This window comes from Acidocella facilis ATCC 35904 (genome assembly GCF_000687875.1).
Lineage (GTDB): Bacteria > Pseudomonadota > Alphaproteobacteria > Acetobacterales > Acetobacteraceae > Acidocella > Acidocella facilis.
Map to the genome: position 1 here is coordinate 1 of NZ_JHYG01000010.1, position 26,369 is coordinate 26,369.

Annotated in this window: 25 protein-coding genes; 8 read left to right on the forward strand and 17 right to left on the reverse strand. The window is 62.5% G+C overall.

All coding sequences use genetic code 11. The features are described from left to right. Positions 1 to 446: 446 nt before the first annotated feature. The 6 genes from T331_RS0112835 to T331_RS0112860 all read right to left on the reverse strand — a co-directional run bounded on the left by T331_RS0112835 (position 447) and on the right by T331_RS0112860 (position 6,349). Positions 447 to 1,313: a 3-hydroxybutyryl-CoA dehydrogenase gene (locus T331_RS0112835; protein WP_008491960.1), complete on the reverse strand. Its 867-nt coding sequence runs from the start codon at positions 1,311 to 1,313 to the stop codon at positions 447 to 449. Between the two features lie 2 nt (positions 1,314 to 1,315). Further along, on the reverse strand, positions 1,316 to 2,245 hold the full coding sequence (locus tag T331_RS0112840) for an electron transfer flavoprotein subunit alpha/FixB family protein (protein ID WP_026440309.1): 930 nt from the start codon (positions 2,243 to 2,245) through the stop codon (positions 1,316 to 1,318). Positions 2,246 to 2,247: 2 nt separating this feature from the next. Then, on the reverse strand, positions 2,248 to 2,997 hold the full coding sequence (locus tag T331_RS0112845) for an electron transfer flavoprotein subunit beta/FixA family protein (RefSeq protein WP_008491964.1): 750 nt from the start codon (positions 2,995 to 2,997) through the stop codon (positions 2,248 to 2,250). A gap of 93 nt (positions 2,998 to 3,090) precedes the next feature. Beyond that, positions 3,091 to 4,251 (reverse strand): pyridoxal phosphate-dependent aminotransferase, encoded by a 1,161-nt coding sequence (locus T331_RS0112850; RefSeq protein WP_026440310.1) that lies wholly within the window; start codon positions 4,249 to 4,251, stop codon positions 3,091 to 3,093. 1 nt (position 4,252) lies between these two features. Then, positions 4,253 to 5,509, reverse strand: a complete 1,257-nt coding sequence (locus T331_RS0112855; RefSeq protein WP_026440311.1) for a gamma-glutamyltransferase — start codon at positions 5,507 to 5,509, stop codon at positions 4,253 to 4,255. Between the two features lie 69 nt (positions 5,510 to 5,578). Beyond that, positions 5,579 to 6,349 carry an SDR family NAD(P)-dependent oxidoreductase gene (locus T331_RS0112860; protein WP_035180138.1) on the reverse strand — a complete coding sequence of 257 codons (771 nt, stop codon included), beginning with the start codon at positions 6,347 to 6,349 and terminating at the stop codon, positions 5,579 to 5,581. 252 nt (positions 6,350 to 6,601) lie between these two features. Here T331_RS0112860 and cysD point away from each other — a divergent pair, with 252 nt between their 5' ends. The 3 genes from cysD to T331_RS0112875 are packed head-to-tail and all read left to right on the forward strand — an operon-like array spanning position 6,602 to position 10,208. Further along, positions 6,602 to 7,564, forward strand: coding sequence for a sulfate adenylyltransferase subunit CysD (gene cysD / locus T331_RS0112865; protein WP_081822251.1), 963 nt, complete (start codon positions 6,602 to 6,604; stop codon positions 7,562 to 7,564). Then, the gene (gene cysN, locus T331_RS0112870) at positions 7,564 to 9,474 is read left to right on the forward strand and encodes a sulfate adenylyltransferase subunit CysN (RefSeq protein WP_026440314.1); all 1,911 of its coding nucleotides are present in this window, start codon (positions 7,564 to 7,566) and stop codon (positions 9,472 to 9,474) included. The genes cysD and cysN overlap by 1 nt, the downstream gene beginning before the upstream one ends. Further along, positions 9,471 to 10,208 (forward strand): 3'(2'),5'-bisphosphate nucleotidase CysQ, encoded by a 738-nt coding sequence (locus T331_RS0112875; protein ID WP_008491972.1) that lies wholly within the window; start codon positions 9,471 to 9,473, stop codon positions 10,206 to 10,208. Before cysN ends, T331_RS0112875 begins: the two co-directional genes overlap by 4 nt. 9 nt (positions 10,209 to 10,217) lie before the next feature. Here the strand turns inward: T331_RS0112875 and T331_RS18345 are convergent, their stop codons facing one another. The 7 genes from T331_RS18345 to hpnA form a co-directional block, all read right to left on the reverse strand. Beyond that, positions 10,218 to 12,098, reverse strand: coding sequence for a putative bifunctional diguanylate cyclase/phosphodiesterase (locus T331_RS18345; protein ID WP_155992715.1), 1,881 nt, complete (start codon positions 12,096 to 12,098; stop codon positions 10,218 to 10,220). 122 nt (positions 12,099 to 12,220) lie between these two features. Continuing rightward, positions 12,221 to 14,134 carry a squalene--hopene cyclase gene (gene shc / locus T331_RS0112885; protein ID WP_026440315.1) on the reverse strand — a complete coding sequence of 638 codons (1,914 nt, stop codon included), beginning with the start codon at positions 14,132 to 14,134 and terminating at the stop codon, positions 12,221 to 12,223. A gap of 60 nt (positions 14,135 to 14,194) precedes the next feature. Beyond that, on the reverse strand, positions 14,195 to 15,376 hold the full coding sequence (hpnE, locus tag T331_RS0112890; RefSeq protein ID WP_026440316.1) for a hydroxysqualene dehydroxylase HpnE: 1,182 nt from the start codon (positions 15,374 to 15,376) through the stop codon (positions 14,195 to 14,197). After that, the gene (gene hpnD / locus T331_RS0112895) at positions 15,377 to 16,222 is read right to left on the reverse strand and encodes a presqualene diphosphate synthase HpnD (RefSeq protein ID WP_026440317.1); all 846 of its coding nucleotides are present in this window, start codon (positions 16,220 to 16,222) and stop codon (positions 15,377 to 15,379) included. It abuts the gene before it with no gap. After that, positions 16,219 to 17,088, reverse strand: coding sequence for a squalene synthase HpnC (gene hpnC / locus T331_RS0112900; RefSeq protein WP_035180142.1), 870 nt, complete (start codon positions 17,086 to 17,088; stop codon positions 16,219 to 16,221). Before hpnC ends, hpnD begins: the two co-directional genes overlap by 4 nt. Further along, complete coding sequence (locus T331_RS0112905; protein WP_026440319.1) at positions 17,085 to 18,188, reverse strand: glycosyltransferase; 1,104 nt, start codon at positions 18,186 to 18,188, stop codon at positions 17,085 to 17,087. Before T331_RS0112905 ends, hpnC begins: the two co-directional genes overlap by 4 nt. After that, the gene (gene hpnA / locus T331_RS0112910) at positions 18,185 to 19,207 is read right to left on the reverse strand and encodes a hopanoid-associated sugar epimerase (protein WP_051622367.1); all 1,023 of its coding nucleotides are present in this window, start codon (positions 19,205 to 19,207) and stop codon (positions 18,185 to 18,187) included. Before hpnA ends, T331_RS0112905 begins: the two co-directional genes overlap by 4 nt. Before the next feature lie 77 nt (positions 19,208 to 19,284). Here hpnA and T331_RS0112915 point away from each other — a divergent pair, with 77 nt between their 5' ends. From T331_RS0112915 to T331_RS18350, 4 genes are all read left to right on the forward strand, one after another. After that, entirely contained in the window at positions 19,285 to 20,232 is a 948-nt protein-coding gene (locus T331_RS0112915) for a ferritin-like domain-containing protein (RefSeq protein WP_008491981.1), read from the forward strand. 8 nt (positions 20,233 to 20,240) lie between these two features. Further along, complete coding sequence (locus T331_RS0112920) at positions 20,241 to 21,233, forward strand: lysylphosphatidylglycerol synthase domain-containing protein (protein WP_234729335.1); 993 nt, start codon at positions 20,241 to 20,243, stop codon at positions 21,231 to 21,233. A 78-nt stretch (positions 21,234 to 21,311) separates the two neighbouring features. Continuing rightward, positions 21,312 to 21,569, forward strand: coding sequence for a GlsB/YeaQ/YmgE family stress response membrane protein (locus tag T331_RS0112925; RefSeq protein WP_026440323.1), 258 nt, complete (start codon positions 21,312 to 21,314; stop codon positions 21,567 to 21,569). 97 nt (positions 21,570 to 21,666) lie between these two features. Beyond that, positions 21,667 to 22,788 carry an MFS transporter gene (locus T331_RS18350; protein WP_051622368.1) on the forward strand — a complete coding sequence of 374 codons (1,122 nt, stop codon included), beginning with the start codon at positions 21,667 to 21,669 and terminating at the stop codon, positions 22,786 to 22,788. Here T331_RS18350 and T331_RS0112935 read toward each other — a convergent pair. Genes T331_RS0112935 through ftsE form a run of 4 tightly spaced genes read right to left on the reverse strand, consistent with a single transcriptional unit; the run spans position 22,779 to position 25,655 of the window. Continuing rightward, positions 22,779 to 23,462 (reverse strand): lysophospholipid acyltransferase family protein, encoded by a 684-nt coding sequence (locus T331_RS0112935; RefSeq protein ID WP_026440324.1) that lies wholly within the window; start codon positions 23,460 to 23,462, stop codon positions 22,779 to 22,781. The genes T331_RS18350 and T331_RS0112935 overlap by 10 nt on opposite strands. 6 nt (positions 23,463 to 23,468) lie before the next feature. Then, the gene (locus T331_RS0112940) at positions 23,469 to 24,101 is read right to left on the reverse strand and encodes a YdcF family protein (protein ID WP_008491987.1); all 633 of its coding nucleotides are present in this window, start codon (positions 24,099 to 24,101) and stop codon (positions 23,469 to 23,471) included. After that, positions 24,098 to 24,991, reverse strand: coding sequence for a cell division protein FtsX (locus tag T331_RS0112945; protein ID WP_008491988.1), 894 nt, complete (start codon positions 24,989 to 24,991; stop codon positions 24,098 to 24,100). Before T331_RS0112945 ends, T331_RS0112940 begins: the two co-directional genes overlap by 4 nt. After that, complete coding sequence (ftsE, locus tag T331_RS0112950) at positions 24,981 to 25,655, reverse strand: cell division ATP-binding protein FtsE (RefSeq protein ID WP_008491989.1); 675 nt, start codon at positions 25,653 to 25,655, stop codon at positions 24,981 to 24,983. The genes T331_RS0112945 and ftsE overlap by 11 nt, the downstream gene beginning before the upstream one ends. 145 nt (positions 25,656 to 25,800) lie before the next feature. Between ftsE and T331_RS20560 the strand changes: the two genes are divergently transcribed. Then, positions 25,801 to 26,361, forward strand: coding sequence for a zinc-ribbon domain-containing protein (locus T331_RS20560; RefSeq protein ID WP_026440326.1), 561 nt, complete (start codon positions 25,801 to 25,803; stop codon positions 26,359 to 26,361). The last annotated feature ends 8 nt before the right edge of the window (positions 26,362 to 26,369 follow it).

A 26,369-nucleotide genomic window follows, 5' to 3' on the forward strand; every position in this document is an offset into this window, starting at 1 on the left:
TCCGGCAACCAGGCTCAAAGAGTTGCTCCCATGGAACTGGAGCATGGAGAAATCCGCCGCAGATCAAGCAACTGCGGTGCTCAGCTGACGCTTACCCAATAGCCGACAAAAGCCCTGATCTGAAAGGAGTGGCTCCAGTTTTTGCCCCAGGCGGAGACATAGAGCGGCTTGACGAAACTCGCCGCATGGCGCTCGGGAAATCCATAGGCGCCAAACCCCTCGATCTGCCGGAAACATGCCCCGGCAACGCAATCGTCTCGCCATGGTCGAACGGACAGACCGAGGGGCAGATCACGCGCCTTGGCGCCCCAGAAGATTAGCCCTTGTTGATCGACGCCGCGCTATCTTATGGCAAACCCAAACTACAAGCCCGCAGACAGCGATGACCTGCCGCCCAAGGTCGATAAAAGCCTCTATTATGCCAATGATGTCCCGCAACCAGGCAGCTAGGCTTTCGCAGCACTTTCGTAATTGTAAAATCCGCGCCCGGATTTGCGCCCCATCCATCCGGCATTCACATATTTCACAAGCAGCGGGGCAGGGCGGTATTTGTCTTCGCCCAGTTCCGCATGAAGCACGCGCATGATCGAAAGCAGCGTGTCCAGTCCGATAAAATCAGCAAGCGCCAGGGGGCCCATCGGATGATTGGCGCCGAGCTTCATCGCGTTGTCGATCGAATTCGCGTCCGCAACGCCTTCCGCCAGCATGAAGATGGCTTCGTTCAGCATCGGGCAAAGCAGGCGATTGACGATAAAACCCGGGGCATCCTGCGCAACCGCGGCCGTCTTGTTCAGTTGCGCAGCAAGTTTTGTCGCCAGTTCGTAGGTTTGTTCCGAGGTGGCCAACCCACGGATGATCTCGACCAGCTTCATCATCGGGACGGGATTGAAGAAATGCAGCCCGATGAATTTATCCGGCCGGCCGGACAACGCGGCCAGAGCGGTAATGGAAATCGAGGATGTATTAGAGGCCAATATCGTCTCTGGCGCCAGAACATCCTTGAGTTCCGCGTAGATCGCCTCTTTGATCTGCAGGGATTCCGGAACGGCTTCGATGACGATATCGGTTCCGGCCAAGGCGTGATAATCGGTCGAGCTGATCAGGCGCGCAAGCGCGCTGGCTTTGTCGGCTTCCGTTATCGTCGCCTTGGAAACCTGCCGTTCCATGTTTTTATGGATCGTGGCAAGGCCTTTATCCAAAGCCGCCGCGAACGCGTCCACGAGCACCACGTCAAAACCGGATATCAGCGCCGCGTGAGCGATGCCGTTTCCCATCAAACCCGCGCCGATGATACCGATTTTGCGGATGCTCATGATTAAAGGGCCTTCTCTAGTTCGGGCAGAATCGTGAACAGGTCGCCGACAAGTCCGTAATCGGCCACCTGAAAGATCGGCGCGTCCTCATCCTTGTTGATGGCGACGATGACCTTGGAGTCCTTCATGCCGGCCAGATGCTGAATGGCGCCCGAAATGCCAACCGCGATGTAAAGTTCGGGGGCGACGATTTTACCGGTCTGGCCGACCTGATAATCATTGGGCACGAAGCCCGCATCCACGGCGGCGCGTGACGCGCCAACAGCGGCGCCAAGCTTGTCGGCGATCGGCTCTATCAGCTTGGCGAAATTATCGCCCGCCTGCATGCCGCGGCCGCCCGAGATGATGATGCGGGCGGCGGTGAGTTCCGGCCGCTCGGACTTGGAAATCTCCTCGCCGACATAGGCGGATTTTTCCGCCGGGCGGGCCGCGGAAATGGCCTCAACCGGCGCCGCGCCGCCTTCCACGGCGACGGGGTCGAAGGACGCCGCACGCACGGTGATGATTTTCACCTTGTCAGCGGATTTGACGGTCGCCATGGCGTTGCCGGCATAGATCGGCCGGACGAAGGTATCGGCATCGACGACATCCGAGATATCGGAAATAGGCTGCACGTCCAGCAAGGCCGCGACACGGGGCAGGACGTTTTTTCCGGACGCGGTGGCAGCCTGCAGAATATGGCTGTAATTTCCAGCAACCGACATGATCAACGCGGCCATCGGTTCAGCGAGGTGATGCGCATAAGCCGCCTCATCCGCCACCAGCACCTTGGACACGCCAGCGAGTTTCGCCGCCTGTTCCGCGATGTTTCTGACATTTTCGCCCGCGACGAGGACATGCACATCGCCAAGCCGGGCCGCCGCGGCAATGGCCGAGCGTGACGGCTGCTTGATGCCGGCGGCGTCAAAATCAAGGATCACCAAAGACGTCATGATCAGATCACCTTTGCTTCGTTGCGGAGTTTCTCGACCAGGCTGGCCACGTCCGGCACCTTGATGCCAGCTTTGCGCGTCGGTGGCTCGCTGACATTGATCAAGGTCAAACGCGGCGTGATATCCACGTTAAGATCGGCCGGCTTGAGCGTATCGATGGTTTTTTTGCGGGCTTTCATGATGTTCGGCAGCGACGCGTAGCGCGGCTCATTCAGCCGCAAATCCGCGGTGATGACGGCCGGCAGGGTCAGTTTCACCGTCTCCAGGCCGCCGTCGATTTCGCGGGTCACGGTCGCGGCGCCGTCGGCGATCTCAACCTTGGAGGCGAATGTCGCCTGCGGCCAGTCGAGCAGGGCGGCGAGCATCTGCCCGGTTGCGTTCATGTCATCGTCGATCGCCTGTTTGCCGAGGATCACCGCCTCAACATCTTCCTTCAGCGCCACTTCCTTCAGGATCTTGGCGACGGCCAAAGGTTCAACGGCAGTTTCGGTTTCCACCAGAATGCCCCGGTCAGCGCCCATGGCCAGCGCGGTCCGGATGGTTTCCTGGGCCTGGGTCACGCCGATCGAGACCGCGATGATCTCAGACGCGATGCCCTTTTCCTTCAGGCGAACGGCTTCTTCCACGGCGATTTCATCGAAGGGGTTCATCGACATTTTCACGCCGGCGGTTTCCACGCCCGACCCATCGGACTTGACGCGAACCTTGACGTTATAGTCGACCACCCGCTTCACGGCGACCAGCAATTTCATTTTGATACCTCTGAACTGTCCCTCGAAGGGTCATCCTTGATATGCGATGCCCGACGCTTTGGATAGCCTTTATTTACTCGCGAGTAAATAAACTCAGCCGAGCCGTTTCAGCCTGGAGATGGCCTCTTTGACATCCTCCAAAGGCCCGCAATAGCTGAGGCGGAAATACCGGCCGCCGCGTTGCGCGTCGAAATCCAGCCCCGGCGTCGCGGCGATATTCTGCGCCGCCAGCAAGCGCGCGCAGAAGGTGGCACTGTCCTGCGCCCGGCCTTCGATGTCGGCGTAAAGGTAGAAGGCCCCATCGGGCGGGGAGAATGTTGAGAAGCCGGCCTCCCGCAACCCCGCCATCATCAACTCCCGGGCATGGGCGTACCCGGCGCGATTCGCTTCGAGTTCCGCCCCGCAATCCATGGCGGCCTCCGCGGCCACCTGCGCGATATGGGGCGGGCAGATGAACATATTCTGGGCGAGGCGCTCGGTGATGCGCACCATGTCCTCGGGCAGTACCATCCAGCCGATCCGCCAGCCGGTCATGGAAAAATACTTGGAAAACGAGTTGATGACGATGGCGCTCGCGGAAAACTGGGCGGCGGAGGCCTGCGGTTTGCCGTAAGTGAGGCCGTGATAGATCTCGTCCGAGATCAGGCGAATCCCGGCCGCATCGCAATAATGGCAAAGCGCCGCCAGCTTGTCCGGCGGCAGCATCGAGCCGGTGGGGTTCGCCGGGCTGGCGACGATCAGCCCATCGGGCTTGCGGGGCAGGGCGTCGAGCATTTCCACAGTCGGCTGAAACCCTGTCTCGATGCCGCAGGGCAGGACCAGCGGCCGTAGCCCGAGTGCTAGTAAAATATTGTAATAAGGCGGGTAGTAGGGAGCCGCGAGCGCGACCACGTCGCCAACATCGAAGCTCGAGAGAAAGGCCAGGGGAAATCCGCCCGAGGCGCCGACGGTCACCGCGATGCGGGTGGGCGGCACCTCTATGCCGTACCATTCGGCGATATGCCGGGCGATCCGGGCTTTCAGCGATGGCAGGCCCAGCCCGTCAGTATACCCCAAGGCGGCGCCGCTTCGCAGGGCGGCCTCAACGGCCTGGCGCGCCCCGGCCGGCAGGCCGGTCCCCGGTTGACCGACCTCCATACGCAAAATCTTCGCCTCACCCGCAGGCAGGCTTGCGGCGCGCCGGTTGGCGGCGAGGATGACATCCATCACCTGAAAGGGCGGGACGAGCCGTCCCGCGCCGATCTTCAGAGCCAATTCAGCGCCCGCCGATGGCCAGTCCGTTGGCGCCCGGCGCCGTGCTGGCGCGGCAGCTGGCCTCGCCACCCGGGACATTGTTCGGGCAGGAGATGATGTTGGCGCGGCCAGGGGCGGGGATGGGGGCGTTTTGGCCGGTCAACGCGTTGTCCAGACCAATGCGCGCGGCCGCCGCCGCGGCGTTCTGCCCGGTGCCGGTGGCCGCCGCCCGGAAGGCATCATTGCCGCCGGTATAGGCCATCTCGGCAGCCAGATCCGGCGTTGGGGCGGTCCTGGGCGAGGCGGCCAGTAAGATGCCGGTGCCCGGCGCAATCCGCCCCGTGCCAAAGAGATTATTCATCGAGGTCACGCAAATCACCGCGCCGCCCTTTTTGTCCAAAGCCATGAAGCTGGCCGAGGCGGGCAGCTTCCGTCCGGCAGCGTCAGGCGATACGGGCAGGCTGGCGACCTGATATCCCCCCTGCTGCGTTATGTCCGGCGCGCCATAGTGCGGTGTCGCATTCACAAGATCGCCTGTGGTCAGGCCGCCGCCGGCTTGGTCGGCGGCCTTTGCGAATTGCGCCGCCCCAATGCCCGCATAGAGCCCGTTGACGCCGTTCACACGCAGGCTCTCCAGCGTCGCGGCGAGGTCGGGCTGCTGCAAATTGGCGCCCGCCGCCAGCAAGGTGCCGCCGGGGGCGAACACCGCCGCAGCCTGCGGGTCTGCCAGCAGGGCGTTGCCCACCACCTGGAGGTCGCTCTCCAGGGCCTGCGAGACCGGGGCCCCCCCGGCCAGCCGTTCGGCCGGGACAATCACGGAAGATAGCGGCAATTGACCATAGCGCACCTGCATCGCCAGGAGTCCGCGCGCCAGCAGCGGCACGGCGGCCGGGCGGTCGCCGCTCGTCTGCGCTGGAAGCCCAGCAGGGAAGCTCAGCATGACCGGCTTCTGCATTTTCCCATCCGGGCCGGGCATCTTGATGATGCAGGCACCGCCGCCGCCGAGCCCGCCGCGGGAGGGCAGGGTCACGGCCTGGGCGAAGCCTTCAGCCGCCGCCGCGTCAACCGCATTGCCGCCACGGTTCAGGATATCACGCCCAATCACCGCCGCCTCGGGCGCATCGGCCACGGCATAACCGAACTGGGAGGGCACCGTTCCGGAGGTCGGGCTGCCGTCATTCAAGCCGAGCAACTCATGTCCGAGAGAGTGGCCGACACCGCAGCCGGTGAGCAGGGAAAGGGCGGCGAGGGCGCCGAAGGCGCGAAGGCGGTTCTGCAAGTTAATTGACCCTTGAGACACGTGACCCGGTTTGCTTAGCCGTGAACGCCATGACTCGCAACGCCAGCCTCACGGTACGGCCAAAGACGGGTTTTCCAGGAAGACGACATCCCGCCCCTGGCGCTGCAGCACCTGCCCGCCGTCGATCACCAGCGTCTGGCCATGGAAGGCGGGGCTGGCGAGAATAAAATCGATCGCGTTCAAAATCTGATCCGGCGTACAGCCCTGGCCCATCAGGTTGTTACGATGGCTGCGCTCGAACTCCGCTTCCGACTGCAATTTGCTGATCAGGGTCAGGCCGGGTGCAATGCCGGCGACGCGCAGCGTTGGCGCCAAGGCCATGGCGTGCATCTGGATCATGCCATGCAGCGCGATTTTCGACAGGCTGTAGGAAAAGTAATCCGGGTTGAGGCCAAACACCTTGTTATCGACGATGCTGATCGCAACGCCGGCCCGATTCCGGCTGACCAGGGATTTATACATAAATTGGGTGAGCAGCGCCGGGGCGAAGAGATTGACCCGCATATGCGCTTCCAGCCCCGCCGGCGTCACCGAAACCGCGCTGTCATAGTCAAAGCCCGAGGCGCTGTTGATCAGCAGGCCGATGGGGCAGATGCTGTCACATTGGCGGAAGGCCGCCTCGACCTGTTCCGCATCGCCCAGATCGGCGCCGACCGCGCTGGCATGTCCACCGGCGGCGATAATGTCGCGGACAACCTGGTCAGCTCCCTCGGCGGCCTTGTGGTAATGCACGAAGACATGGCGTTCGCTCGTGCCCAGATGCCGCGCGATGATGCCGCCCAGCCGCCGCCCGCCTCCGGTAACCAAGACGCCTTCCATGATGTTCCCTCTTCGACCGATAACTGCCCTGAGGGAAATAGACGAGCCGCCCGGTAAACCCAAGCCCCGGCTGGCGGGTGATATTGGTCCAGAAAAAACGCCCCTTGTTGCGGCGCGTGGGGCAAAAAAATCTCACGAGATGTCGCCGGTCGGCAATAAGCTCCTGAATCCTGTAGGGAATTCGTGTTTGGGCTTGCCAGAGTGGTTCAGCCGGTGCATTGCGCAGCCTGTATGAAGGCCTAAATTGATCGAATGCCAGCTTCCCAGGAGTGCGCTTTGTTGAAGACACCTGATCTGCCCGCGACGGCCGCGCCGCAAATTTTGACGCATTTGCAGCGCCTGGAAGCCGAGGCGATTCATATCATGCGTGAGGTGGTGGCGGAGAGTGAAAACCCCGTCATGCTGTACTCCGTGGGCAAAGACAGCGCGGTGATGCTGCATCTCGCCCGCAAGGCATTCTACCCCTCGCCCCCGCCATTTCCGCTTCTCCATGTCGATACGACCTGGAAGTTCAAGGCCATGTATGAGCTGCGTGACCGCATGGCCAAAGAGAGCGGCATGGAGCTGCTCGTCTATCAAAATCCGGAAGCGAAAGAGAAAGGCATCAATCCTTTCGATCACGGCCCCTTGCACACGGATATGTGGAAGACCGAGGGGCTGAAGCAGGCGCTCGACAAATACGGGTTTGACGCGGCCTTCGGCGGCGCGCGCCGGGACGAGGAGAAGAGCCGCGCGAAGGAGCGGATTTTCTCTTTCCGGTCAGCCAACCATCGCTGGGACCCGAAGGCGCAGCGGCCGGAATTGTGGAACCTCTATAACGCCAAGAAAAACAAGGGCGAAAGCATTCGCGTTTTTCCCATATCCAACTGGACCGAGCTGGATATCTGGCAATATATCCAGCTGGAGCGCATCCCGATCGTGCCGCTTTATTTCGCGGCTGAACGCCCTGTCGTGGAGCGTGACGGGTTGTTGATCATGGTCGATGATGACCGGTTTCGCCTGCGCGATGGTGAAACGCCGGTTATGAAATCCGTCCGGTTTCGCACGCTTGGCTGCTATCCTCTGTCGGGTGCGGTTGAAAGCAAGGCTCAGTCCATCAGTGAAGTGATCCAGGAAACCCTGCTCACCACCACCTCCGAACGGCAGGGGCGTGTGATCGACAAGGATGCAGGTGGTGCCAGCATGGAAAAGAAGAAGCAGGAGGGATATTTCTGATGTCCGAAATTCAGACCGGCTCCTATAAGGTCGATGCGCTGATCGCCGAGGATATTGACGCTTATCTCCTGCAGCATCAGCATAAATCCCTGCTGCGCTTCATCACCTGCGGTTCCGTCGATGACGGAAAATCGACTCTGATCGGGCGCCTGCTGTATGATTCAAAAATGATCTTCGAGGATCAGCTGGCGGCGCTTGAGTCCGATTCCAAAAAAATCGGTACGCAAGGGCAGAATATCGATTTTGCATTGCTGGTTGATGGCCTCGCGGCCGAACGCGAACAAGGGATCACCATCGACGTCGCCTATCGGTTCTTTGCGACGGAAAAGCGGAAATTCATCGTCGCCGACACGCCAGGTCACGAGCAATATACGCGAAACATGGTGACGGGCGCCTCCACAGCTGATCTTGCCATCATTCTCGTGGATGCGCGCAAGGGCATTTTGACCCAGACCCGCCGCCACTCTTATCTGGCCCATCTCATCGGCATCCGCCACCTCGTGCTGGCGGTGAACAAGATGGATCTGATCGGATATGATCAGCAGACATATGATCGCATTGTCGATGAATATAAAAGCTTTTCGCAAAGCATAGGGATCAAATCATTCACTCCCATGCCGATCTCCGGGTATGTGGGTGACAATATCACCGAGCGCTCCAGCAACACGCCCTGGTATACAGGCGTGCCTCTGGTCGAGCTTCTGGAAAATGTTGAACTGGATGTAACGGCGGACCAGGGCAAGGCGTTTCGCATGCCGGTGCAATGGGTGAACCGGCCGAATTTGGATTTCCGCGGCTTCTCCGGTCTTGTCGCGACGGGCCTCGTCAAGCGCGGTGATGCCATCCGTGTCCTGCCGTCCGGAAAGACCTCTTCGATCGATCGGATCGTGACATTCGACGGGGATCTCGAGCAGGCTGTCGCCGGCCAGTCCGTGACGCTGTGCCTGACCGACGAAATCGATTGCTCGCGCGGCGATGTGATCACCACGGCCGATGAACCGGTGCAGGTTGCCGACCAGTTTGAAGCGACGATCGTCTGGATGGCCGACGAGATGATGACACCTGGCCGGTCCTATTGGATGAAGATCGGAACGCAGATTGTTTCGGCTTCTATCCAGGCGCCCAAATATCAGATCAACGTCAATACGCTGGAACGGACGGCGGTCAAGACGCTTGAGTTGAACGCGATCGGCGTCGCGAATATCACCACCGATCGCGCGATCCCGTTCGAAGCCTACGAGACCAACCGAACGCTGGGTGGCTTCATCATCATCGAAAAGATGACGAACGCGACTGTTGCTGCCGGGATGCTGCATTTCTCGCTCAGGCGGTCTCAAAATGTGCATTGGCAGGCGCTGGATGTGTCGCGGGATGTTCGCGCCAGCCTGAAAAATCAAAAGCCAGTGGTGCTTTGGTTCACGGGGCTTTCCGGGGCAGGGAAGAGCACGATTGCCAATCTGGTCGAGAAAAAACTGGTCCGGATGAACCGGCATACATTCCTGCTGGATGGTGACAATGTTCGTCATGGCTTGAACAAGAATCTGGGCTTCACCCAGGCGGACCGTATCGAAAATATTCGCCGCGTCGGTGAGGTCGCGAAGCTGATGACGGATGCCGGGTTGATCGTCATCACCGCCTTCATTTCGCCGTTCCGCTCGGAGCGCGACATGGTGCGGCAAATGATGGCGCCGAATGAGTTCGTTGAGGTATTTGTTGATACGGCCTTGGAAGAGGCGGAACGGCGCGATGTAAAAGGGCTGTATAAGAAGGCGCGATCCGGCGAATTGAAGAATTTCACTGGAATCGACAGCCCCTATGAGGCGCCGCTCGATCCAGAGATTCGCATCGATACGTCCAGGATGACGCCTGAAGAAGCCGCGGATATGATCGTGGAAAGGCTGATTCCGTGACAGATCTTGAATTGGCCAAGGCCATCGCGGAGGCGGCGGGGAAGTTGTTGCTTGAGCTGCGGGGGACGAACTTGTTCTCCGGCAAGGCGTTGGGAAAGGCCGGGGATCGCGTCGCGAATGCCTTCATCATGGAGGCGCTTGCGGAAAATCGTCCTGATGATGCTGTGCTCTCTGAAGAGGAAAGAGACAATCCCTCCCGGCTGCAGGCGGAGCGTGTCTGGATCGTCGATCCGTTGGATGGTACGCGCGAATATGCCGAAGGCCGCGATGATTGGGCGGTTCATGTCGGCCTCGCGATCAATGGCGTGGCCAAAATTGGCGCGGTCGCTCTTCCCGCAAGCGGTGTGGTCATGCTCTCCGAACCTCAGGACGTAAAGCAGAGCCCTGAAAAATTGCGAATGCTGGTCAGCCGGTCGCGACCGGCCAAGGAAGCGCTTGATGTCGCCGAGGCTCTGGGGGCTGAGTTGGTGCCGATGGGCTCCGCGGGCGCCAAGGCGATGGCGGTTCTGCGTGGTGATGCCGATATCTATCTCCACACGGGAGGGCAGTATGAATGGGATAATTGCGCCCCGGCAGCTGTTGCTTTGGCGGCTGGACTGCATGCCTCACGCGTGGACGGAACTGATCTGGTCTATAACAATGCCGACCCTTATCTGCCGGACCTGCTGATCTGTAAGAAAGAATTGGCGCCTCACGTTTTTCAAAAACTATCCGCGTGCCGCCCGGTTGAATAACGGAAGCTTTTAAAACGGGCTGGCTTCGATCGGCCAAGATGGCGCAGGGCGGCCGAAATGGTAGCCCTGCATCAATTGAAACCCCGTCTCGTTGAGAGCCTGCTTTTGCGAAAGCCGCTCCACCCCTTCCGCAATCACGTGCAGCCCAAGAATTTTAGAAAGATGCAAAATACCGGCGGCCATTTTTTCTGAATTCGCGGTTTGACCGACCCCAGCAATCAGCGAGCGATCGACTTTTAAAAGATCGAAGGGGTATTTGTGCAGCCAGCTTAATGAAGAATATCCGGTTCCGAAATCGTCGAGAGCCAGGCGGAAGCCGCGCTGCTTCAAATCCTCAAGAATGTTTAGGGAACGTTCGGGATAGGACATCGCGGATTGTTCCGTGACTTCAAGAATAAACCGGCTTGTTGGCACGGCTTCGTTCAAGCAGATCGCTTCGAGTTGAGCGGGCAGTTCGGTGTTCGCCAACTGCACCGCAGAGATATTCAAACTGACCAAGCTATTCGCATTGCCACCGTTTTGCGTGTGGCTTTTCATCCAGTGGCATGCGGATCTCATGACATGCAGGCCAATTTCATTGATCAGCCCGGTCTCCTCGGCCACGGAAATGAATTCGCTCGGCGGAATGATGTCCCGCTCTCTTTGCCAGCGCAATAACCCCTCATAGGCAAAGACGTCGCCGGTGAACGTATCGATGATGGGTTGATAATGCAGCACAAGCTCGTTGCGTTGAACAGCCTCCCTGAGTTCGGCTTCAAGCTCAACGCGCCGCTCGACCGTCTTGTGCATTGGCGATTCGAAGCGAACAATCGGTTGTTCCTTATGCCGCTTCGCCTCATACATGGCGATATCGGCGTCGCGCAGTGCGGGTTCGTGGTCCTGGTAATGGCTGAGGGCGCTGACGAGCCCGATGCTGACGCCGACTGTATAAGGCTTACCACCCAGTATGTAGGGGGCGGTAAGAGAGGCCAGCAAGGTCTGTGCTGTTTTTAAAATCGCATCAGGATCCTCTTCTATGCTCTGCAGCAAAACGAATTCATCACCGGAATGCCGGCCGACAATGCATTTATCCTGTGAGGACGCGTCCTGGCGTGCTGATGGATTGCACCGTGCGGCCAGGGCTGACAATCTTTCAGCCACCTGAATCAGAAGTTCGTTGCCTCTATGATGCCCCAAACTGTCATTGATGAGTTTGAAGCGATCAAGATCAAGAAACAGCAGGCCGTAATCCGGACCGCGGCCGCTCGCCTTCGCCGCCATCGCGGCCCGCATTTCTGCAAAGAAGCCTTTGCGGTTCAGCAACCCTGTCAGAGAGTCGTGCGTTGCATCATACTCGGCGAGTGTCCTGGCCCGCTCGAGTTCTTCGGCCAGTTGATGCTGCTCCTGCAGCGCTTGCTTTAAGTCGCTCGCCGTCTGCGTTGCCGTTTCCGCAAGTAGGCTCTTTTCAAAAACGGTTTTTTCCAACGCGTCGGCTTGAGCTAACAGTAGATCCGCCAACTCGATAATAAACGCTGACGCGCCGCTCATCATTATGAAAGGCTCGAACCGGTTTGAATCGCATCTCGCCAGGGCTGCGCGGCACGCTACGGAAAGCGGTGTATCCTCGCTTAAAATGAGCGTTTCCGGCTTCGCCGATACGATCAATTCCCGTAAGGGGCGTTTTAAAAAAACTTCCCGCCCAAATGGCCGGCTGATCACCGCGAGAAAAACCCGGCGGCTTAACAGGATACGGCTTTGGTTGTTTTCCTCGATGATGACCCCGGGAAGAGCCTGTTCTCTCTGAAAAAGGGCTTCGAGCGTAATCGCGGTTTCGTCGATGGAGATGATGTTCGTCCAAGCTTTGAATTGGTTTTCAGGCCGGAAAATCGAAGCGAGTCGAATATCATCCATGAAATCGAGCGTAACCGCCAAAACAAACAACGTGAAGAGAAAGTTACGTTACGTTAGGCGAGATTCTGTTTAAAAATCAAGACGATTTTGGTGTGTTTGTCCTGTTGCTCTCTTTTCCGTTGTCAGAAGCCAAATTCGACATGGCGATCATTTCGCGCAATCAGCCTTTGATAGCGGCTGAGCGCCAGAACCGGGAAGAAACGCGGATAGCCGTGATATTTCAGATAGAAGACGCGCGGAAACCCGACGGCATTATAAGGTGCCTCGCTCCAGCTTCCATCGCTGCCTTGCGTCGATTGCAGATATTGGATGCCACGTTGCACGGCTTCATGCTCCACCAATCCTGCCGCCATCAGGCCCAGCAGCGCCCAGGCCGTCTGGCTCGGTAGGCTCTGGGCGGCAACGCCGTGGAATTCCCCCGAAGGCGCGTCTGCGTAGGTCTCGCAATCCTCACCCCATCCGCCATCTTGGCGCTGTTTGGAAATAAGCCACGCCGCCGCCTTTTCGATCATCGGATCGTCATGCGGAATTCTGGCGGCATTCAAGGCGCACAGCACCGACCAGGTGCCGTAGATATAATTCGTGCCCCAGCGCCCAAACCAGGACCCGTCAGGCTTCTGCGTTTCTCTCAGGTAGGCAATCCCGCGCTGGATCGCGGGCTGGTCCTCGGCGTGGCCAAGCTGCGCGAGAAAAGAGATGCAGCGCGCGGAGACATCCTCGGTCGGCGGGTCGAGCAGCGCGCCATGATCCGCAAACGGGATATGGTTGAGATATTGCCGGTCGTTGTTGATATCGAAGGCGCCCCAGGCGCCGTTGGTCGATTGCATGCCGATGATCCATTCCCGCGCGCGGGCAATGCTTTCGGCATATTTCGGATCGCCGGCGCGGTGCAGCAGCATCGCGACCACGGCGGTGTCATCAACATCGGGGTAATGCGGGTTGTTGTACTGGAAGGCCCACCCGCCGGGGCGCGTGCCTGGCGTGTTATCGGCCCAGTCACCGACAAGTTCCAGTTCCTGGCGCGGGATCAGCCAATCGCAGGCGGCGGCAAGCGCGTCCTTGTCTCCGGCTTCCGCCAAGGCGTGTCCGGCGAGCGCCGTATCCCAAATGGGTGACAGGCAAGGCTGGCAATAGGCTTCGGTCTCGCCGACCACGAGCAGCTTGCGAACCGCGTTCCAGGCGATGTCAAAATGCGCGGCATCGCCGAAATGGTCGAACATCATCGTGGCATTGGCCATTGCCGGATAGATGGCGCCGAGCCCATCCTCACCGTTGAGCCGCTCAATGCTCCAATCGATCGCCTTGCGCACGGCCTTTTCGCGGGTGCGGGTCGGGAAGGCCGGTTCGGCGATCCGCAGCACATCGTCCAATATCTTGAAGGCTGGGCCCCAGGCGGATTTGTAGGGGCCGCGGATCCAGTCCTTCACCTGATCGGGCGGGGTGACGAACAGCTCGTCGATGCGGATCTGGCGGGGATTGCGCGCTCGTGGCTTCACCGCGGCCAAGACCATCAGTGGCACCATCACGGTGCGCGACCAGTAGGATACCTTGCGCATCGTGAAGGGGAACCAGTCCGGCATCAATACCGCTTCCACCGGGATGACGGGGCAGGCCGTCCAGGGCACGGCGCCGAACAGGGCCATCTGAAAGCGGGTGAAAACATTGCTGCGTTCGGCGCCGCCGGCCGCCCGTATCGCGGCTCTGGCGCGGCGCATATGCGGCGCCTCGGGGCTGTCGCCGATCGCCTTCAGCGCGAAATACGCCTTCACCGAACAGGAGAGATCCATTTTGCCGCCGTGAAACAACGGCCAGCCGCCGTCACAACCGGGATAGTCGCCCTGGATCCGGCGCAGATAGACGCCGATCTTGGCTTGCAGCCCGTCATCAATGCGGTCGAGATAATGCTCGAGCAGCACATATTCGGCGGGAATCGTGGCGTCGGCTTCCAGCTCGTAGCAATAATGCCCATCGGCGCGCTGCTCCGTACGGAGGGAGGCGCGGGCCTGTTCAATCGCATCGTCCAGAATGGCGTTCATCGGAGCGGCTTTGGCAGTTTTTTCCGGGGTTTTCCAGTGCCTATGCGAGCATGGCTGAGATTAGAGCTGGCTCAGCAGGGCCTTTGCCGCTGCCTCGCCCGAGCGGATGGCGCCTTCAATCGTCGCCGGCAGGCCCGTGTCGGTCCAATCCCCGGCCAGCGCAACCAAGGGGCGGGGGCTGTGCGGCCCTGGCCGCTTGGCCAGCTGCGCGGGGGTGCAGGCGAATGTGGCGCGCTTTTCCCACAGCACCCGATACGGCGGAAGCGGCAGGGTTTGGCCCAGAACCTGGCAGACCTCCTGCCAGACCTGTGCTGCGATGGCCTCCTGCCCCAGATGCGCATGGCGGTTGGCGGCCGAGATGGTGACGGAAATCACAGTCTCGCGCAGGAAGATCCATTCCGTCAGCCCGCCGATGACGCCATGGAACGTCGCCTCCGCGGGCCCGCGCGGCGTTTTGAAATGCAGGTTGCAGATCGATTCGAACGCATCGGGCACGTCCAGCTCCGGCATCAGCTCTTTCGCAACCCAGGGCGGAACCGCCAGGATTGTCGGCTGGTTCGGGGGCAAATGCGTGACGCGCTCGCCAAACCGCAATTCGGCGCCGTGCTGCTGCAGCCAGGCCAAGGCCGGGTCCACGAAGCTTTCCGAAAGCCCCAGCCTGGCCCAGCGTGGCAAGGCGGCAAAACCGCCGCGCTCCACGGTTTCCGCCAACACCGCCCCCAAAGGCTGGGCGGCGGCGATGTCCGGCATGGTGTTGAGGGCGGCGATGGCCAGCGGCTCCAGCAGGCGTTCATAAAGCGGCCCGTGCCCGACCAGTGGCTTGACCAGATCACCAGGGCGCGCCTGCAGCAATTTCTTCAAGGCAAGATAATCCGCAAGGCGTGTGCCCGGCACGCGCCGGCGCGGCGCGGCGATCCACCAGGGAATCCGGCCGTGATTCAGCCTCAGCGTCCAGCCGCGATTGGTTTTCAGGTCGTGAAACGGAAAATTTGCCTCGTCCGGCCCGGTGAGTGTGTGCTCGGCGCCGATCCGGCGCAAATACCGCAACGCATCCTTATTGCCGGACAGCAGCAAATGGTTGCCGTTATCGATACGGCAGCCGAGCTGCTTGTCGAAATAGGAGCGGGCGCGCCCGCCAGCCTGCGGCGCCGCCTCGGACAGCATAATCTGATGGCCCGCCTCCGTGAGGGCGCAGGCGGCTGAAAGCCCGGCCAGCCCGGCGCCGATGATTTGGATTTTCATTCAGCCCACCAGAAGCTGTGCGGCCAGCCAGAGCTTGCGCCATTTCGGCAGGCTCACCCGGCCCCGGCGATAGTCGAAATGTCGCCGCCGGAGTTCCGCCAGCAAGGGGTGATAGCTGGCCGCCATCATGCGCGCCGGCCGCATCGCCTTGGCATCGCAGCGTGCCATCGCGTCATGGGCGCGGCGGAAATTCAGCTCGGCCATGGCCGCAACCGCGCCGCAGGCCCGCGCCAGGCCGGGGGCATCGAGGATCCGGGTCGGGTCGGCCGGCACCCCGGCCGCGGCAAGATGTTCCGCGGGCAGGTAAATGCGTCCGCGTTCCGCGTCCTCGGCCACGTCGCGCAGAATATTCGTCAGCTGCAGCCCGCGGCCGAACGCATGGGCGACGTCGTCCGCCGCCGGGGAGGCGTCGCCAAACACCCGCACCGAGAGCCGCCCGACGGCGGAGGCGACACGGTCGCAATAGAGATCAAGAAACGCCAGATCCGGCGCGATGATCGGCGCCCCCGCATCCATCTCCATGCCATCGATGATGGCGATGAAATCCTCCTGGCGGGGCTGATAATCCTGGATCACGCTCAGCAAGGCGCGGGTGACGGCACAGTCCGCGATCCCCTGCTCGTACAGCGCGGAAATCCGCTCGCGCCAGCCCTGCAACTCCGCCTGCTTGGTCGGAAAATCCCGCCCCTCCTCATCGGCGATGTCATCGACAATGCGGCAGAACGCATAGATCGCATACATCCCATCCCGGCGCTCGGGGGCGAGGATTTTCATGCCGTGATAGAATGAGGTGCCGGACGCCTTCACCAGCGCGGTGATGAAGGCGATATCGTCAGGGCGGATCATAACGCGTATCTGAGCCCTTTCAGGCTGGCGTTGAGAATGTCGAATTTGGACAGCTTGACCCGCGTGGCCAGCGGATCGCCAGCGCGCAACAACGATGTCAGCCGCCGCGCCAGCGCGCAAATGATCGCGGTTTCAATCCGCAGTCGGCGGGATCTGACCCGTCCGGGCAGGGCGGCGGCATCGCGGTTCAGCGCCTCCGTGGCATCCAGCATCCTGTCGAAGACCGCCCGCAAGGCCGGGCTTGTCTCTGGCCGGGCGATGTCATCCGTGGTCAGGCCCTGTTCGCGCAACCAGGCCTGCGGCACATAACAACGGTCCAGCGCGCGCAGATCCTTGGCGCAATCCTGCAGATGGTTGAGCACCTGCAAACTGGCGCAAAGCGCGTCCGAGGGCGCCCAGGTATCCCGGGACTCGCCATGCACATCGAGCACATAGCGCCCGACCGGCGCGGCCGAGTAGCGGCAATAATCCAGCAACTCCTCCCAGCTTTCATAGCGCAGCTTGGTCACGTCCCGCCGGAATGCCACCAGCAATTCGCGGGCATGGTCAGCCGTCACGCCGGACTCCGCCAAAGACTGGCGCAGCGCCCTGGCGCTGGGGCTGCCTTCATCCGTGGCGCCAGTCAGCACCGCTTCCATCGCGTCCAGCCTGGTGAGCTTGTCGGCCGCCGGCAGGGTCGCGCTGTCGGAAATATCATCGGCATTGCGGGCGAAATCGTAATAGGCATGCACCCGCGCGCGGAGCGGTTTGGCGATCAGCAGCGAGGCGACGGGAAAATTCTCATCGCTCTTGTCCTTGCCGGACCAGGATTCGACGCTGTCATCTTTGCTGGCGCGGCGCGGCGCGGTGTTGTCATTGGCGATCATGCTTTATCCCCGGCATAGGCGCGGCTCTTCCATTTGGCGCCGCGCCCGAGCCAATGGTTGCAGGCGGAGCCGATGGTGGCGGCCATGTAGAACAGGGCAATGGCGGGCAAGGCGATGGCATAGGCCCGGTGCACCCTATAGCGGTCCAGGGTGGGGAAATAGGTGAGGGCGGCGATCGCCCAGATGGCCAGCCCCAGCGCCGCGCGCCAGCCAAACCCGGTGCAGAGCGCGGCGAAGGGGAAGACCAGCCAGACCAGAGCCAGCCCGATGATGGTGCCGGCGAGCAGCAGGGCCGAATAGCGCAGCTGGGTGAAGGCCGTCCGCGCGATCATGTCCCAGATATCGCGGGCCGCGGGGTAGGGGCGGATCGAGGTCGCGAGACCGGAATGGCCGAGATAGATCGGCCCGGCTTGTTTCACCTTGCCCGCCAGCGTCACGTCGTCGATCAGCGCCTCGCGCATCGCCTCCAGCCCGCCAATGCGCGCAAGCGCGGCGCGCTTGATCAGCACGGTTCCCCCCGCCGCGGCGGCCACGCGCGAGCGCGGATCGTTCACCCTCGCGAAAGGATAGAGCATCTGGAAAAAATAGATGAAGGCCGGGATCAGGAATTTTTCCGCCCGGGAGGCGCAGTTCAGCCGCACCATTTCGGAGACCATGTCCAGCCTGTCGCTGGTCATCTTGGCCACCAGACTGGCCAGATGCCGTGGGTCATGGGTGATGTCCGCATCCGCGAACAGGATCACCGGCGCCTCGCTGGCCGCCACACCCAGGGAGAGCGCCCACAGCTTGCCCGACCACCCGGCGGGCTTGGGCGCGCCGGTCAGAATGGTCAGGCGCGGATCCGCGCCGGCCGCCGCCGCGGTGCCGTCCGTGGAGTTGTCGTCAACCAGAATGACGCGAAACGGCCCGGCATAATCCTGCGCCAGCAGCGAGGCGATGACCGGCCCGATCGTCTCCACCTCATCGCGCGCGGGAATGATGATGTCGACCTGCGGCGTCTCCAACGGCACCGCCGCCGGCAGTTCCGGCGCGGAATCCCAGAACCGCCCATGCAAGAAGGCCAGATAGAGCCAGATCGCGAAGGCCAGCAGCAGGATCATGTCAGGCGCCCTTCCTTGCGGAACCAGATCAGCGCATCCTCTACCGCCTGGCGCGCCGGGCGCGGCGCGTAGCCCAGCTCTGTCCGGGCTTTATGCGTGGAAAAGAACATTTTTTTCTTGGCCATGCGAAGAATATCCGGTGTCATCAGCGGGGTCTTGCCGGTGCGCTCGGCGATGCGCTCCATCGCCCAGGCGAGCGGCATCAGCGGCGCCAGCGGCAGGCGCAGTTTTGGCGCGGCGCGGCCGCTGAGTTCGGCCACGAGCGCCAGCAGATCGCGCAGCATCAAATCCTCGCCGCCGAGAATATAGCCCTCGCCGGAGCGGCCCTGGGTCAGGGCCAGCAGATGCCCGGCCGCGACATCGTCCACATGCGCGACATTCAGGCCGGTATCGACAAAGGCGGGCATCTTCCCCCGTGCCGCATCCAGCACCATCTGGCCGGTCGGTGTGGGTTTGACATCGCCCGGGCCGATTGGCGTGGAGGGATTCACGATCACGATATCCTGCTCCTGCGCCAGGCGGCGTACTTCCTGCTCGGCATCATATTTGCTGCACTTATAGGCGCCGACATGGTGGGCCGGGAGGATGAGGGTGGTCTCGTCCGCCGGTGAGCCGTCATCCGTGAGCCCGAGTGCCGCGACCGAGCTGGTATAGATGCTGCGCTCCACCCCGGCGTGCTGCGCGGCCCGCAGCAAGGCGATGCTGCCATCGATATTGACCTTGCGCATCGCGGCCTCGTTGGGCACCCAGAGCCGGTAGTCGGCCGCCACATGCAGGAGATACCGGCAATCCTTGAGCGCCGCGGGGAAACTGTCGGGCTCGGCGAGATCCAGATAGACAGCCTGCTCCTCAAGACCGGCAAGATTGCGCCGGTCCGAGCTTTGGCGCGCCGTCACCCGCACGCGATACCCCGCCGCGCGCGCCGCCTTGGCGACGGCGGCCCCGACAAAGCCGGTCGCCCCGGTCACCAGCACCAGATCACCCTGTGCCAATTCGTCTTCCTCGTGCTGTGCAGTCATCCGGCCGGCGCCATATACCGTACAGGACACTGGCTGTAGAACCCATTGCAGCCTTTGGCGCAACACCGAGGATGAAGATGAACGAGATTCGTGTGATCCCGACAAAAGCCGCCGCGACGGAAGATGAGGTGGTTTCGGCCGATCACCAGGCAAGGCATTGGCAATTCCCGGAGGCCGGCCCGATCAAGGCCGGGTCGGACGCGCATTTTCGGATGTTCACCAGCCTGCTCGCCGCCACCTATAATCCCTACAAACCGGCGGTGCTGGACTGGCCAATGCTGGAGCCGGAGACATTACGCCGGATCACCGCCCTGCCGATCTGGGACATCGCCGTGCAGACGGAAATCAAGGCGGCCGCCCGAATCGCCTTTTATGCGCAGACCGTACCGCACCCTGCATTGCGCGCGGCGTTGCTGCATATGTCCGGTGAGGAGGCGCGCCACCGCGAGGTGCTCTCCCGGCTGGTCGCGGCCTATGGCATCCCGATGCGGCCCGAACCCGATTATGCGCTGCCCAACGATGCCGAATGGGGCTGGCTGGTCACCGGGTTTTCGGAATGTATCGATAGTTTTTTCGCTTACGGGCTGTTCGAGCTGGCCAAGCGCTCGGGCTATTTTCCGGCCAAGCTGGTGGAGACATTCGAGCCTGTCGTGCAGGAGGAAGGCCGGCATATTCTGTTTTTCTCCAACTGGTTGGCGTGGCGGCGGGCGAATCTGCGATGGTATCTCCGGCCCTGGTTCGAAGCGAAAATCTGGGCGGTGTGGGCCTATCTGCTCTATGAGCGGATCGGCTTGGCCAAGGATGTGGATGGTCTGGAAGGGGCGGATGCCAATTTCACCATGAACGGCTCATCGGCGATCAGCGACGAGATGGACCTTCCCAAGCTTTTGGAAATCTGCCTGGAAGAGGATAAAAGGCGCATGGCAGGGTATGATGCACGCCTGAAGCGCCCCGGCACGATGCCGTTTCTGGGGCGACTAGGCCTGTCCGTCCTGCGACTGAAATCACGCATTCAGAGACGTTGAGAAAATATTTGTCGGTAAAAAGCAAACTTATCCCAGCGGTGCTGACGCTGGCCGGGCTGGCGGTCATCACCGGGCTCATCGTCTATTTCGGTGCGGCGGACGTGTTGCGGGCGCTGGCATCGGTCAGTGCGCTGGGCACCGCTGAATTCGTGCTGGCACAGCTGGTCATTCTGCTCGGGCTGGGGGGAAGCTGGCGGATCCTGCTGCGCTCACGGCAGAAAGGCTCTTACTGGCTCTGCGTATGGGGCCGCGCCGTGCGCGACGCGACCGGCGAGTTCCTGCCCTTCTCCCAGGTTGGCGGATATGTCCTGGGCGCGCGCGTGATGACGCTGGGCGGGGTGGCGACGGCCGACGCCGTGGCCTCGACGCTGGGCGACATCACAACGGAGTTCCTGGCGCAGCTGGTGTTCGTCGGGGTGGGGCTGGTCATTCTCTCGAACAAGGTGCCGGGCTCGGAATTATTGATGCCGGTGTCCATCGGCTTGGCCGTCGCGATGTTTTTGGGTGTCGGGCTGATCGTGGCGCAGCGCGGCTCCGGGACCAAATTATTTAAGGCCCTCGCAACCCGCATCGCCGGAACAACCGGGCAGGGCGCGGCCGACCACGCGGAAAAGCTGCAAAGCTCGTTGAACGGCATGTACACCCAGCATCACCGTCTCGCCTGGGCGGCCTTCGTGCATTTCCTGTGCTGGATTGGCACCGGGACGGCGTCCTATATCGGGTTTCACGCTCTGGGGGTGGATTTATCCTGGATCGATGCGGTCTGTATTGAAGCGATGCTGCACGCGATCATGGCGCTGGCCTTCTTCATTCCAGGGCGCGTTGGCATCCAGGAAGCGGCCTATACCTTGCTGGGCGGATTGTTCGGCATTCCGCCGGACATCGCCTTGTCCCTGTCGCTGCTGCGCCGCGCACGGGATTTCGTGATCGCGGTGCCGGTGTTGATCGTCTGGCAAGGGCTGGAGGCGCGGAAGCTGAAACTCAACATGAACGCCGGATGAAGTTCTGGACGCAATGGTTGTGTGAGGGCGGGGCCCCGCCCATTTCGGTGATGAAGTAACTTTTCCGGAGTCATAACCATGTCAATCGTCGGTTGGATCGTTTTGGGGTTGATCGCCGGCTGGATCGCCAGCCTGATTGTCGATAATGGCGGCCGCGGTCCGGTCCTGGATATCGTGCTCGGCATTGTCGGCGCGCTGGTCGGTGGCTGGCTTTTCGCGGCTTTGGGCGCTGTCCCGGTGACAGGATTTAATCTCTGGTCGCTGTTCGTTGCCGTTGTCGGGGCGGTGGTCGTGCTGGTCATCTATCACGCCATCGCCGGCCGCCGCGCGTTATAAACAACGCTCAATTCGATCTTAAAAAGGGGCCTCGCGGCCCCTTTTTTGTTGACGGGCCGCGCTTGTCCGCTGTCCGGGGAGGGGATAGGTTTCGGCCATGAAAGCGCGGGTCTGGACGGTAAAACTCGTCTTCGGTGTGGCGGGTTTCGGGATCTCGGTCTGGGCCTTTCTCATTCCCTATACGAAGATCAGATTTCAGCTGGACGACGCCACGCTGGGCGGCATTCTTCTGGCCGGCGGCACCGGCGGCGTCGCCGCCATGCCGCTGGCGGGTCTGGCGATCCAACGCTGGGGCAGCCGCAGCTGCATCATCGCCTGCGGGCTGGTGATGGGCCTGATGCTTCCCTTGCTCGGCATGGCGCCATCGCCCGCAATCTTCACCCTTCTGCTCTTCGCCTATGGCGTGAATTTCGGCTTCCTGGATGTGGCGATGAACGCGCAAGGAGCCGCCATCGAGGCGCAATCAGGCCGGCTGCTGATGTCGGGTTTCCATGCCTGCTACAGCATCGGCACGCTGCTGATCGCCCTGGCCGACAGCGTCTTTCTGAAATGGGGCACGCCGGTTTTGGTGATTTGCCTGGTGAGCGCCGCGATGGTGCTGGCCGGGCTGACACAATCCTTCCGGCTGCTGCCAAAATCAGCCGATGCTCAGCCGGCTGCGCGCCAGTTCGTCTGGCCGAACCGGCGGGCGGTGATATTGGGGCTGTGCTGCTACGCCGCCTTCATGACGGAAGGCGCCTGCACCGACTGGAGTGCCATCTATCTGCGGTTTTCCCGGCATATGCCGATCGATGAGGCGACGCTGGGCTTTGCCGCCTTTGCCGTGATGATGTCCCTGGCCCGGCTGACCGGCGACCATCTGGCGATGCGGTTTGGCCAGACCTCCATCATGCGGCTGGGCGCGCTGGTCAGCCTGCTGGGGTTTGCCCTGGCGATTTTCGTGCCCATCGGCTGGGTGGGGGTGATCGGTTTCGGCCTGGTCGGATTTGGCACCGGCAACATGGCGCCGCTGCTGTTCAGTGCGGCGTCGCATGTGCCCGGCATGTCCGTGCAGCACGCCATGCCGGTGGTGGTCGGCATCGGCTATGCCGGGTTTCTCAGCGGGCCGGTGATGATCGGCTTCGTCTCCAACCGGTTCGGGCTGGAGAGTGCCTTCGGCCTGGATGCCATCCTGCTCGGGCTCACCCTCTTCGCGAGCAGGATCCTGGCTCACCCGTAAAACAGCGCCGTCAGGGTCGCGAGCAGCTCCTCCCGGCTCAGGCCCGGCAAAATCGCCGGGTGGATGGTGATATGTACCTGGCCGGGGGATTTCTGGAAGGATTTGCGGCCCCACCGGAGGCCGGAATCGGTCGTCGCCGGCAGCAACGGGGCGGAGAGCCCCTGCGCCATGGCGGCGATGCCATGGCGCAGCTCGCCGCGCACGCCTGGCGCCACCCGTGTCCCTTCCGGAAAGATCACCACCTGCCGCCCCGCCGCGACCGCCTGATGCGCACGCTCGACCATGTCGCGCAACGCCTTGCGACCACCGCTCCGGTCAACCGAAATCATGCCGCTCGGTTCAAGCAGCGCGCCGAATAGCGGGATGCGCTTGAGCTCTTTCTTGAACACGAAGGCCGGGGCGGGCAGCAGGCTGATCCACAGCAGGATGTCCAGCGCCGATTGATGCTGCGCGGCGATGACACAGCCCTCCGCCGGGAGATTTTCCAGGCCGCGAACCTCGAGGCTGACGCCGCAGAAAGATCGCAGCGCCCACAGGCTGATCCGCGTCCAGAGCTGTGCGGTGCGCAGAATGCCATTCCTGAAATGCCGCCCGAAGAGGGTACACCAGATGCTGAGCACCGCGCCCGCGCCCCAGAGAACGGCGTTGAAGGCAAAAGACCGGACATGGTGCATCGTTCGTCAATAATCTCCAGCGTCGTTGGTGCTGAACAGGCCGCCCAGCCCGGCGCGCACCACCAGATATTTGCTATATTCGATGGCCAGTAATCGAACTGTCGGCAGCGTCAAGCGGTCGCGCATCGCCGGCGGCCGCACCGGATCGGGGATCAGCGCCACGCCGGGCAGGGCGCGCTGAATTTCCAGCAACGCCCGCGGCATATGGTAATCCGCGGTGACCACGATCAGCGAGCGCATATGGTGCGCCTTGGCCCAGGCGGCGGTCTCGGCGCCATTATCATGGGTGGTTGCCGCCATATGCCCCAGCGTGATCGCATCGGCATACCGGGTCGCGGCGCTGCGATCATCCTGGGTGAAATCGCCGAGATAGGTGCCCTTGCCGGCGCCGGAGATCAACAGCAGCGGCGCCTCGTGCTCGGCAAGCAGCGCCAGCGCGGCGCTGATCCGGTCATCGCCGCCGGTCAACGCGACGATGCCATCCGCCGGCGGCAAGGGGTTGGGCGGCGTGGCCGTGAAGACGAGGCCCAGATAGACCAGAAATCCGGCCGACCAGGCGCCGAGCACCAGCAATATCACCCGGGAAAGCAGCCGGGTGAGCGACCAGCGGCGGCGGCGCGGGCGCTGGCGCAAGCTCACGGCAGCCGCCGCAGCCAGCCCCGAACCGTGATCTGGGCTGTGCTCCAGCCAATCAGCGCCGCGCAGGCGGGCAGGAGCGGGAGCAGGGCCAGCAGGGCCGGCGGCAGGTTGAACAGGCTTGCTGGATGCGCCGGCCCGGTGAACGGGCTGGCCAGCCAGGCCAGCCAGGCCAGCACGGGGGCGGCGAGCACGGTCCCGCCCAGCGCGCCGGCCAGGGCCAGCCATGTCGCCCGGCCGGCGAAACGTGTCGCGATATCCGCCTCCAACGCGCCCAGCCCGTGCACGATCTCGATCGTGTCGCGCAATTGCGCCAGGCCGGAGCGTGTCGCCACAGCGACCACGGCGGCGGCCACCAGGGCGACGATCAGCAGCACCGCCAAGGCGCAACCTTGCAGGCTGGTCGTCAAGGTGGCGACGCGCTGCGCCCAGATCGCGCCGGTGCGGATCACCGTGCCCGGGCTGAGCTGCTGCAGCTGCGCCGCGAGCGCATCGCTGCTGCCGCTGCCGGCCCATTGCGCGGTGATGATCGCGGGCAGGGCCAGCCCGAGTGAGGCGGCATCGCCGCCGATCCAGGGCGCGATCAGCCGGTTCATCTCCGCCGTGGTCAGGACCGTCGCATCCTGAACATCATGGTTGGCCGCCAGCGCGCGCTGCACGGCGGCGAGGCGCGTGCCATCATTGCCGGCATCCGGATCGGCCGGCTGCGGGATCTGGATGGTCAGGGCGGCGGCGGTATCGCCTTGCCAGCTTTGCGCCAAATTCGCGCAGGCGAGCGCGCCGCCGAGCGCCAGCGCGGCGAGAAAGCTCATCGCCCCGACCAGCACCGGCAGCAGCCGGTCCGACAAGGCCGAGCGCAGCCCCAGCAGATCTCCGCGATGCCTAGCCATCATGCACCAGGCGGCCATTTTCCAGGCTCAGGCGGGGAAACGGATAATGCTCCACCAGGGCGGCATTATGCGTGGCCACCACCACGGTCGTGCCGAGCTTGTTGAGTGCTGTGATCAGCAGCATCAGGCGTTGTGCCTGTTCGTCATCGAGATTTCCCGTCGGTTCATCGGCGACCAGCAGCCGCGGCCGGGCCACCACGGCCCTGGCGATGGCAATGCGCTGCTGCTCGCCGCCGGAGAGCTCGTCAGGCCGGGCATGCATGCGATGCGCCAGCCCCACCCAGCGCAAAATCTCCGTCACATCCGCCTTCACCTGGGCCTCGCCACGGCGCGCCAGGCGCATCGGCAACGCCACGTTGTCATAGGCATCGAGCTGCGGCAGCAGGCGGAAATCCTGGTACACCACGCCGATCCGCCGGCGCAGCAGGGCGGCGTCGCGCCGGGTCAGCCGGTTGGCCCTGGTGTTGAGGATCTCGATGCGGCCCCGCGCGGGATGCTCGGCCAGATAGATGAGCTTCAACAGGCTCGTCTTTCCGGCCCCGGAGGGGCCGGTGAGCCAGCGAAACCCGCCTTCCTCGATTTCGAAGCTGACGGCACGCAGGGCCTCCGCTTCACCGTCCCGCGCCGCATGATGGTAACGCAGCCAGACATCGTCGAACCTGATCATCAGGTCAGTCCTCTCATGGCGTTACTAGTGCCGCGACAAGGCGGGGGCCAGCAAGGTCTGCGGGGCGTTTATTTTCGACAAAATGCTTTGTGGGCTGAAGGTGTTATTGCGGCGCTAGGCTAAAAATGCCATCCATTGCAACGCAATGCGGATCGCCTGCCCCAATTGCCAGACGCTTTATGACGTTCCCGACAATCTGCTCGGCGAGAGCGTGCGCCGCCTGCGCTGCGAACAATGCGGGCATGGCTGGGCGTTTGCGCCGGCCCCATCGCCTGAGGCCCCACTGGACGCCGCGCCGACCCCCGACATGCCGGCCAGCGAGGCTGCGACTCGCCGCTTCGGTCAGCCGGCCGATCCTGAAGCCGCCGCCGAGATGCAGGCGGCCCTTCGTCAGGAGGCCTCGGCCCCCCATGCTGCCGCAGCCGCTGTGCCGCCTGCGCGCCACACCGAGCCCGATACCATCAAGGCCGAGATCCCGGAGGGGGATGCGGACCGCTTCGCCAGCCTGGTGCGGGCGGCGCGCAGCCAGGACGTCGATCAGGATGAGCCCCCGGCCGCACGCCAGGCCAAACAGGCAGCCAGCCCGCTGCTGATCGTCTTGCTGGTCCTGCTGCTGGTGATCGCTCTGGCGGTGGCCGAGCGGCATCTATTGATCCGCCTCATCCCGGCCAGCGCCAGGCTGTTCCAGGCTCTGCATCTGCGCTGAGGCATCGG

Coding starts and splice junctions, on each gene's coding strand:
- T331_RS0112915 (WP_008491981.1), top strand. CDS start 19,285: ATGAACGAGATTCGTGTGATCCCGACAAAAGCCGCCGCGACGGAAGAT.
- T331_RS0112905 (WP_026440319.1), bottom strand. CDS start 18,188: ATGATCCTGCTGCTGGCCTTCGCGATCTGGCTCTATCTGGCCTTCTTG.
- T331_RS0112840 (WP_026440309.1), bottom strand. CDS start 2,245: ATGACGTCTTTGGTGATCCTTGATTTTGACGCCGCCGGCATCAAGCAG.
- T331_RS20560 (WP_026440326.1), top strand. CDS start 25,801: ATGCGGATCGCCTGCCCCAATTGCCAGACGCTTTATGACGTTCCCGAC.
- T331_RS0112845 (WP_008491964.1), bottom strand. CDS start 2,997: ATGAAATTGCTGGTCGCCGTGAAGCGGGTGGTCGACTATAACGTCAAG.
- T331_RS0112835 (WP_008491960.1), bottom strand. CDS start 1,313: ATGAGCATCCGCAAAATCGGTATCATCGGCGCGGGTTTGATGGGAAAC.
- hpnC (WP_035180142.1), bottom strand. CDS start 17,088: ATGATCGCCAATGACAACACCGCGCCGCGCCGCGCCAGCAAAGATGAC.
- hpnA (WP_051622367.1), bottom strand. CDS start 19,207: ATGACTGCACAGCACGAGGAAGACGAATTGGCACAGGGTGATCTGGTG.
- cysD (WP_081822251.1), top strand. CDS start 6,602: ATGCCAGCTTCCCAGGAGTGCGCTTTGTTGAAGACACCTGATCTGCCC.
- T331_RS18350 (WP_051622368.1), top strand. CDS start 21,667: ATGAAAGCGCGGGTCTGGACGGTAAAACTCGTCTTCGGTGTGGCGGGT.
- hpnE (WP_026440316.1), bottom strand. CDS start 15,376: ATGAAAATCCAAATCATCGGCGCCGGGCTGGCCGGGCTTTCAGCCGCC.
- ftsE (WP_008491989.1), bottom strand. CDS start 25,655: ATGATCAGGTTCGACGATGTCTGGCTGCGTTACCATCATGCGGCGCGG.
- T331_RS0112935 (WP_026440324.1), bottom strand. CDS start 23,462: ATGCACCATGTCCGGTCTTTTGCCTTCAACGCCGTTCTCTGGGGCGCG.
- shc (WP_026440315.1), bottom strand. CDS start 14,134: ATGAACGCCATTCTGGACGATGCGATTGAACAGGCCCGCGCCTCCCTC.
- hpnD (WP_026440317.1), bottom strand. CDS start 16,222: ATGATCCGCCCTGACGATATCGCCTTCATCACCGCGCTGGTGAAGGCG.
- T331_RS0112945 (WP_008491988.1), bottom strand. CDS start 24,991: ATGATGGCTAGGCATCGCGGAGATCTGCTGGGGCTGCGCTCGGCCTTG.
- T331_RS0112860 (WP_035180138.1), bottom strand. CDS start 6,349: ATGGAAGGCGTCTTGGTTACCGGAGGCGGGCGGCGGCTGGGCGGCATC.
- cysN (WP_026440314.1), top strand. CDS start 7,564: ATGTCCGAAATTCAGACCGGCTCCTATAAGGTCGATGCGCTGATCGCC.
- T331_RS18345 (WP_155992715.1), bottom strand. CDS start 12,098: ATGGATGATATTCGACTCGCTTCGATTTTCCGGCCTGAAAACCAATTC.
- T331_RS0112925 (WP_026440323.1), top strand. CDS start 21,312: ATGTCAATCGTCGGTTGGATCGTTTTGGGGTTGATCGCCGGCTGGATC.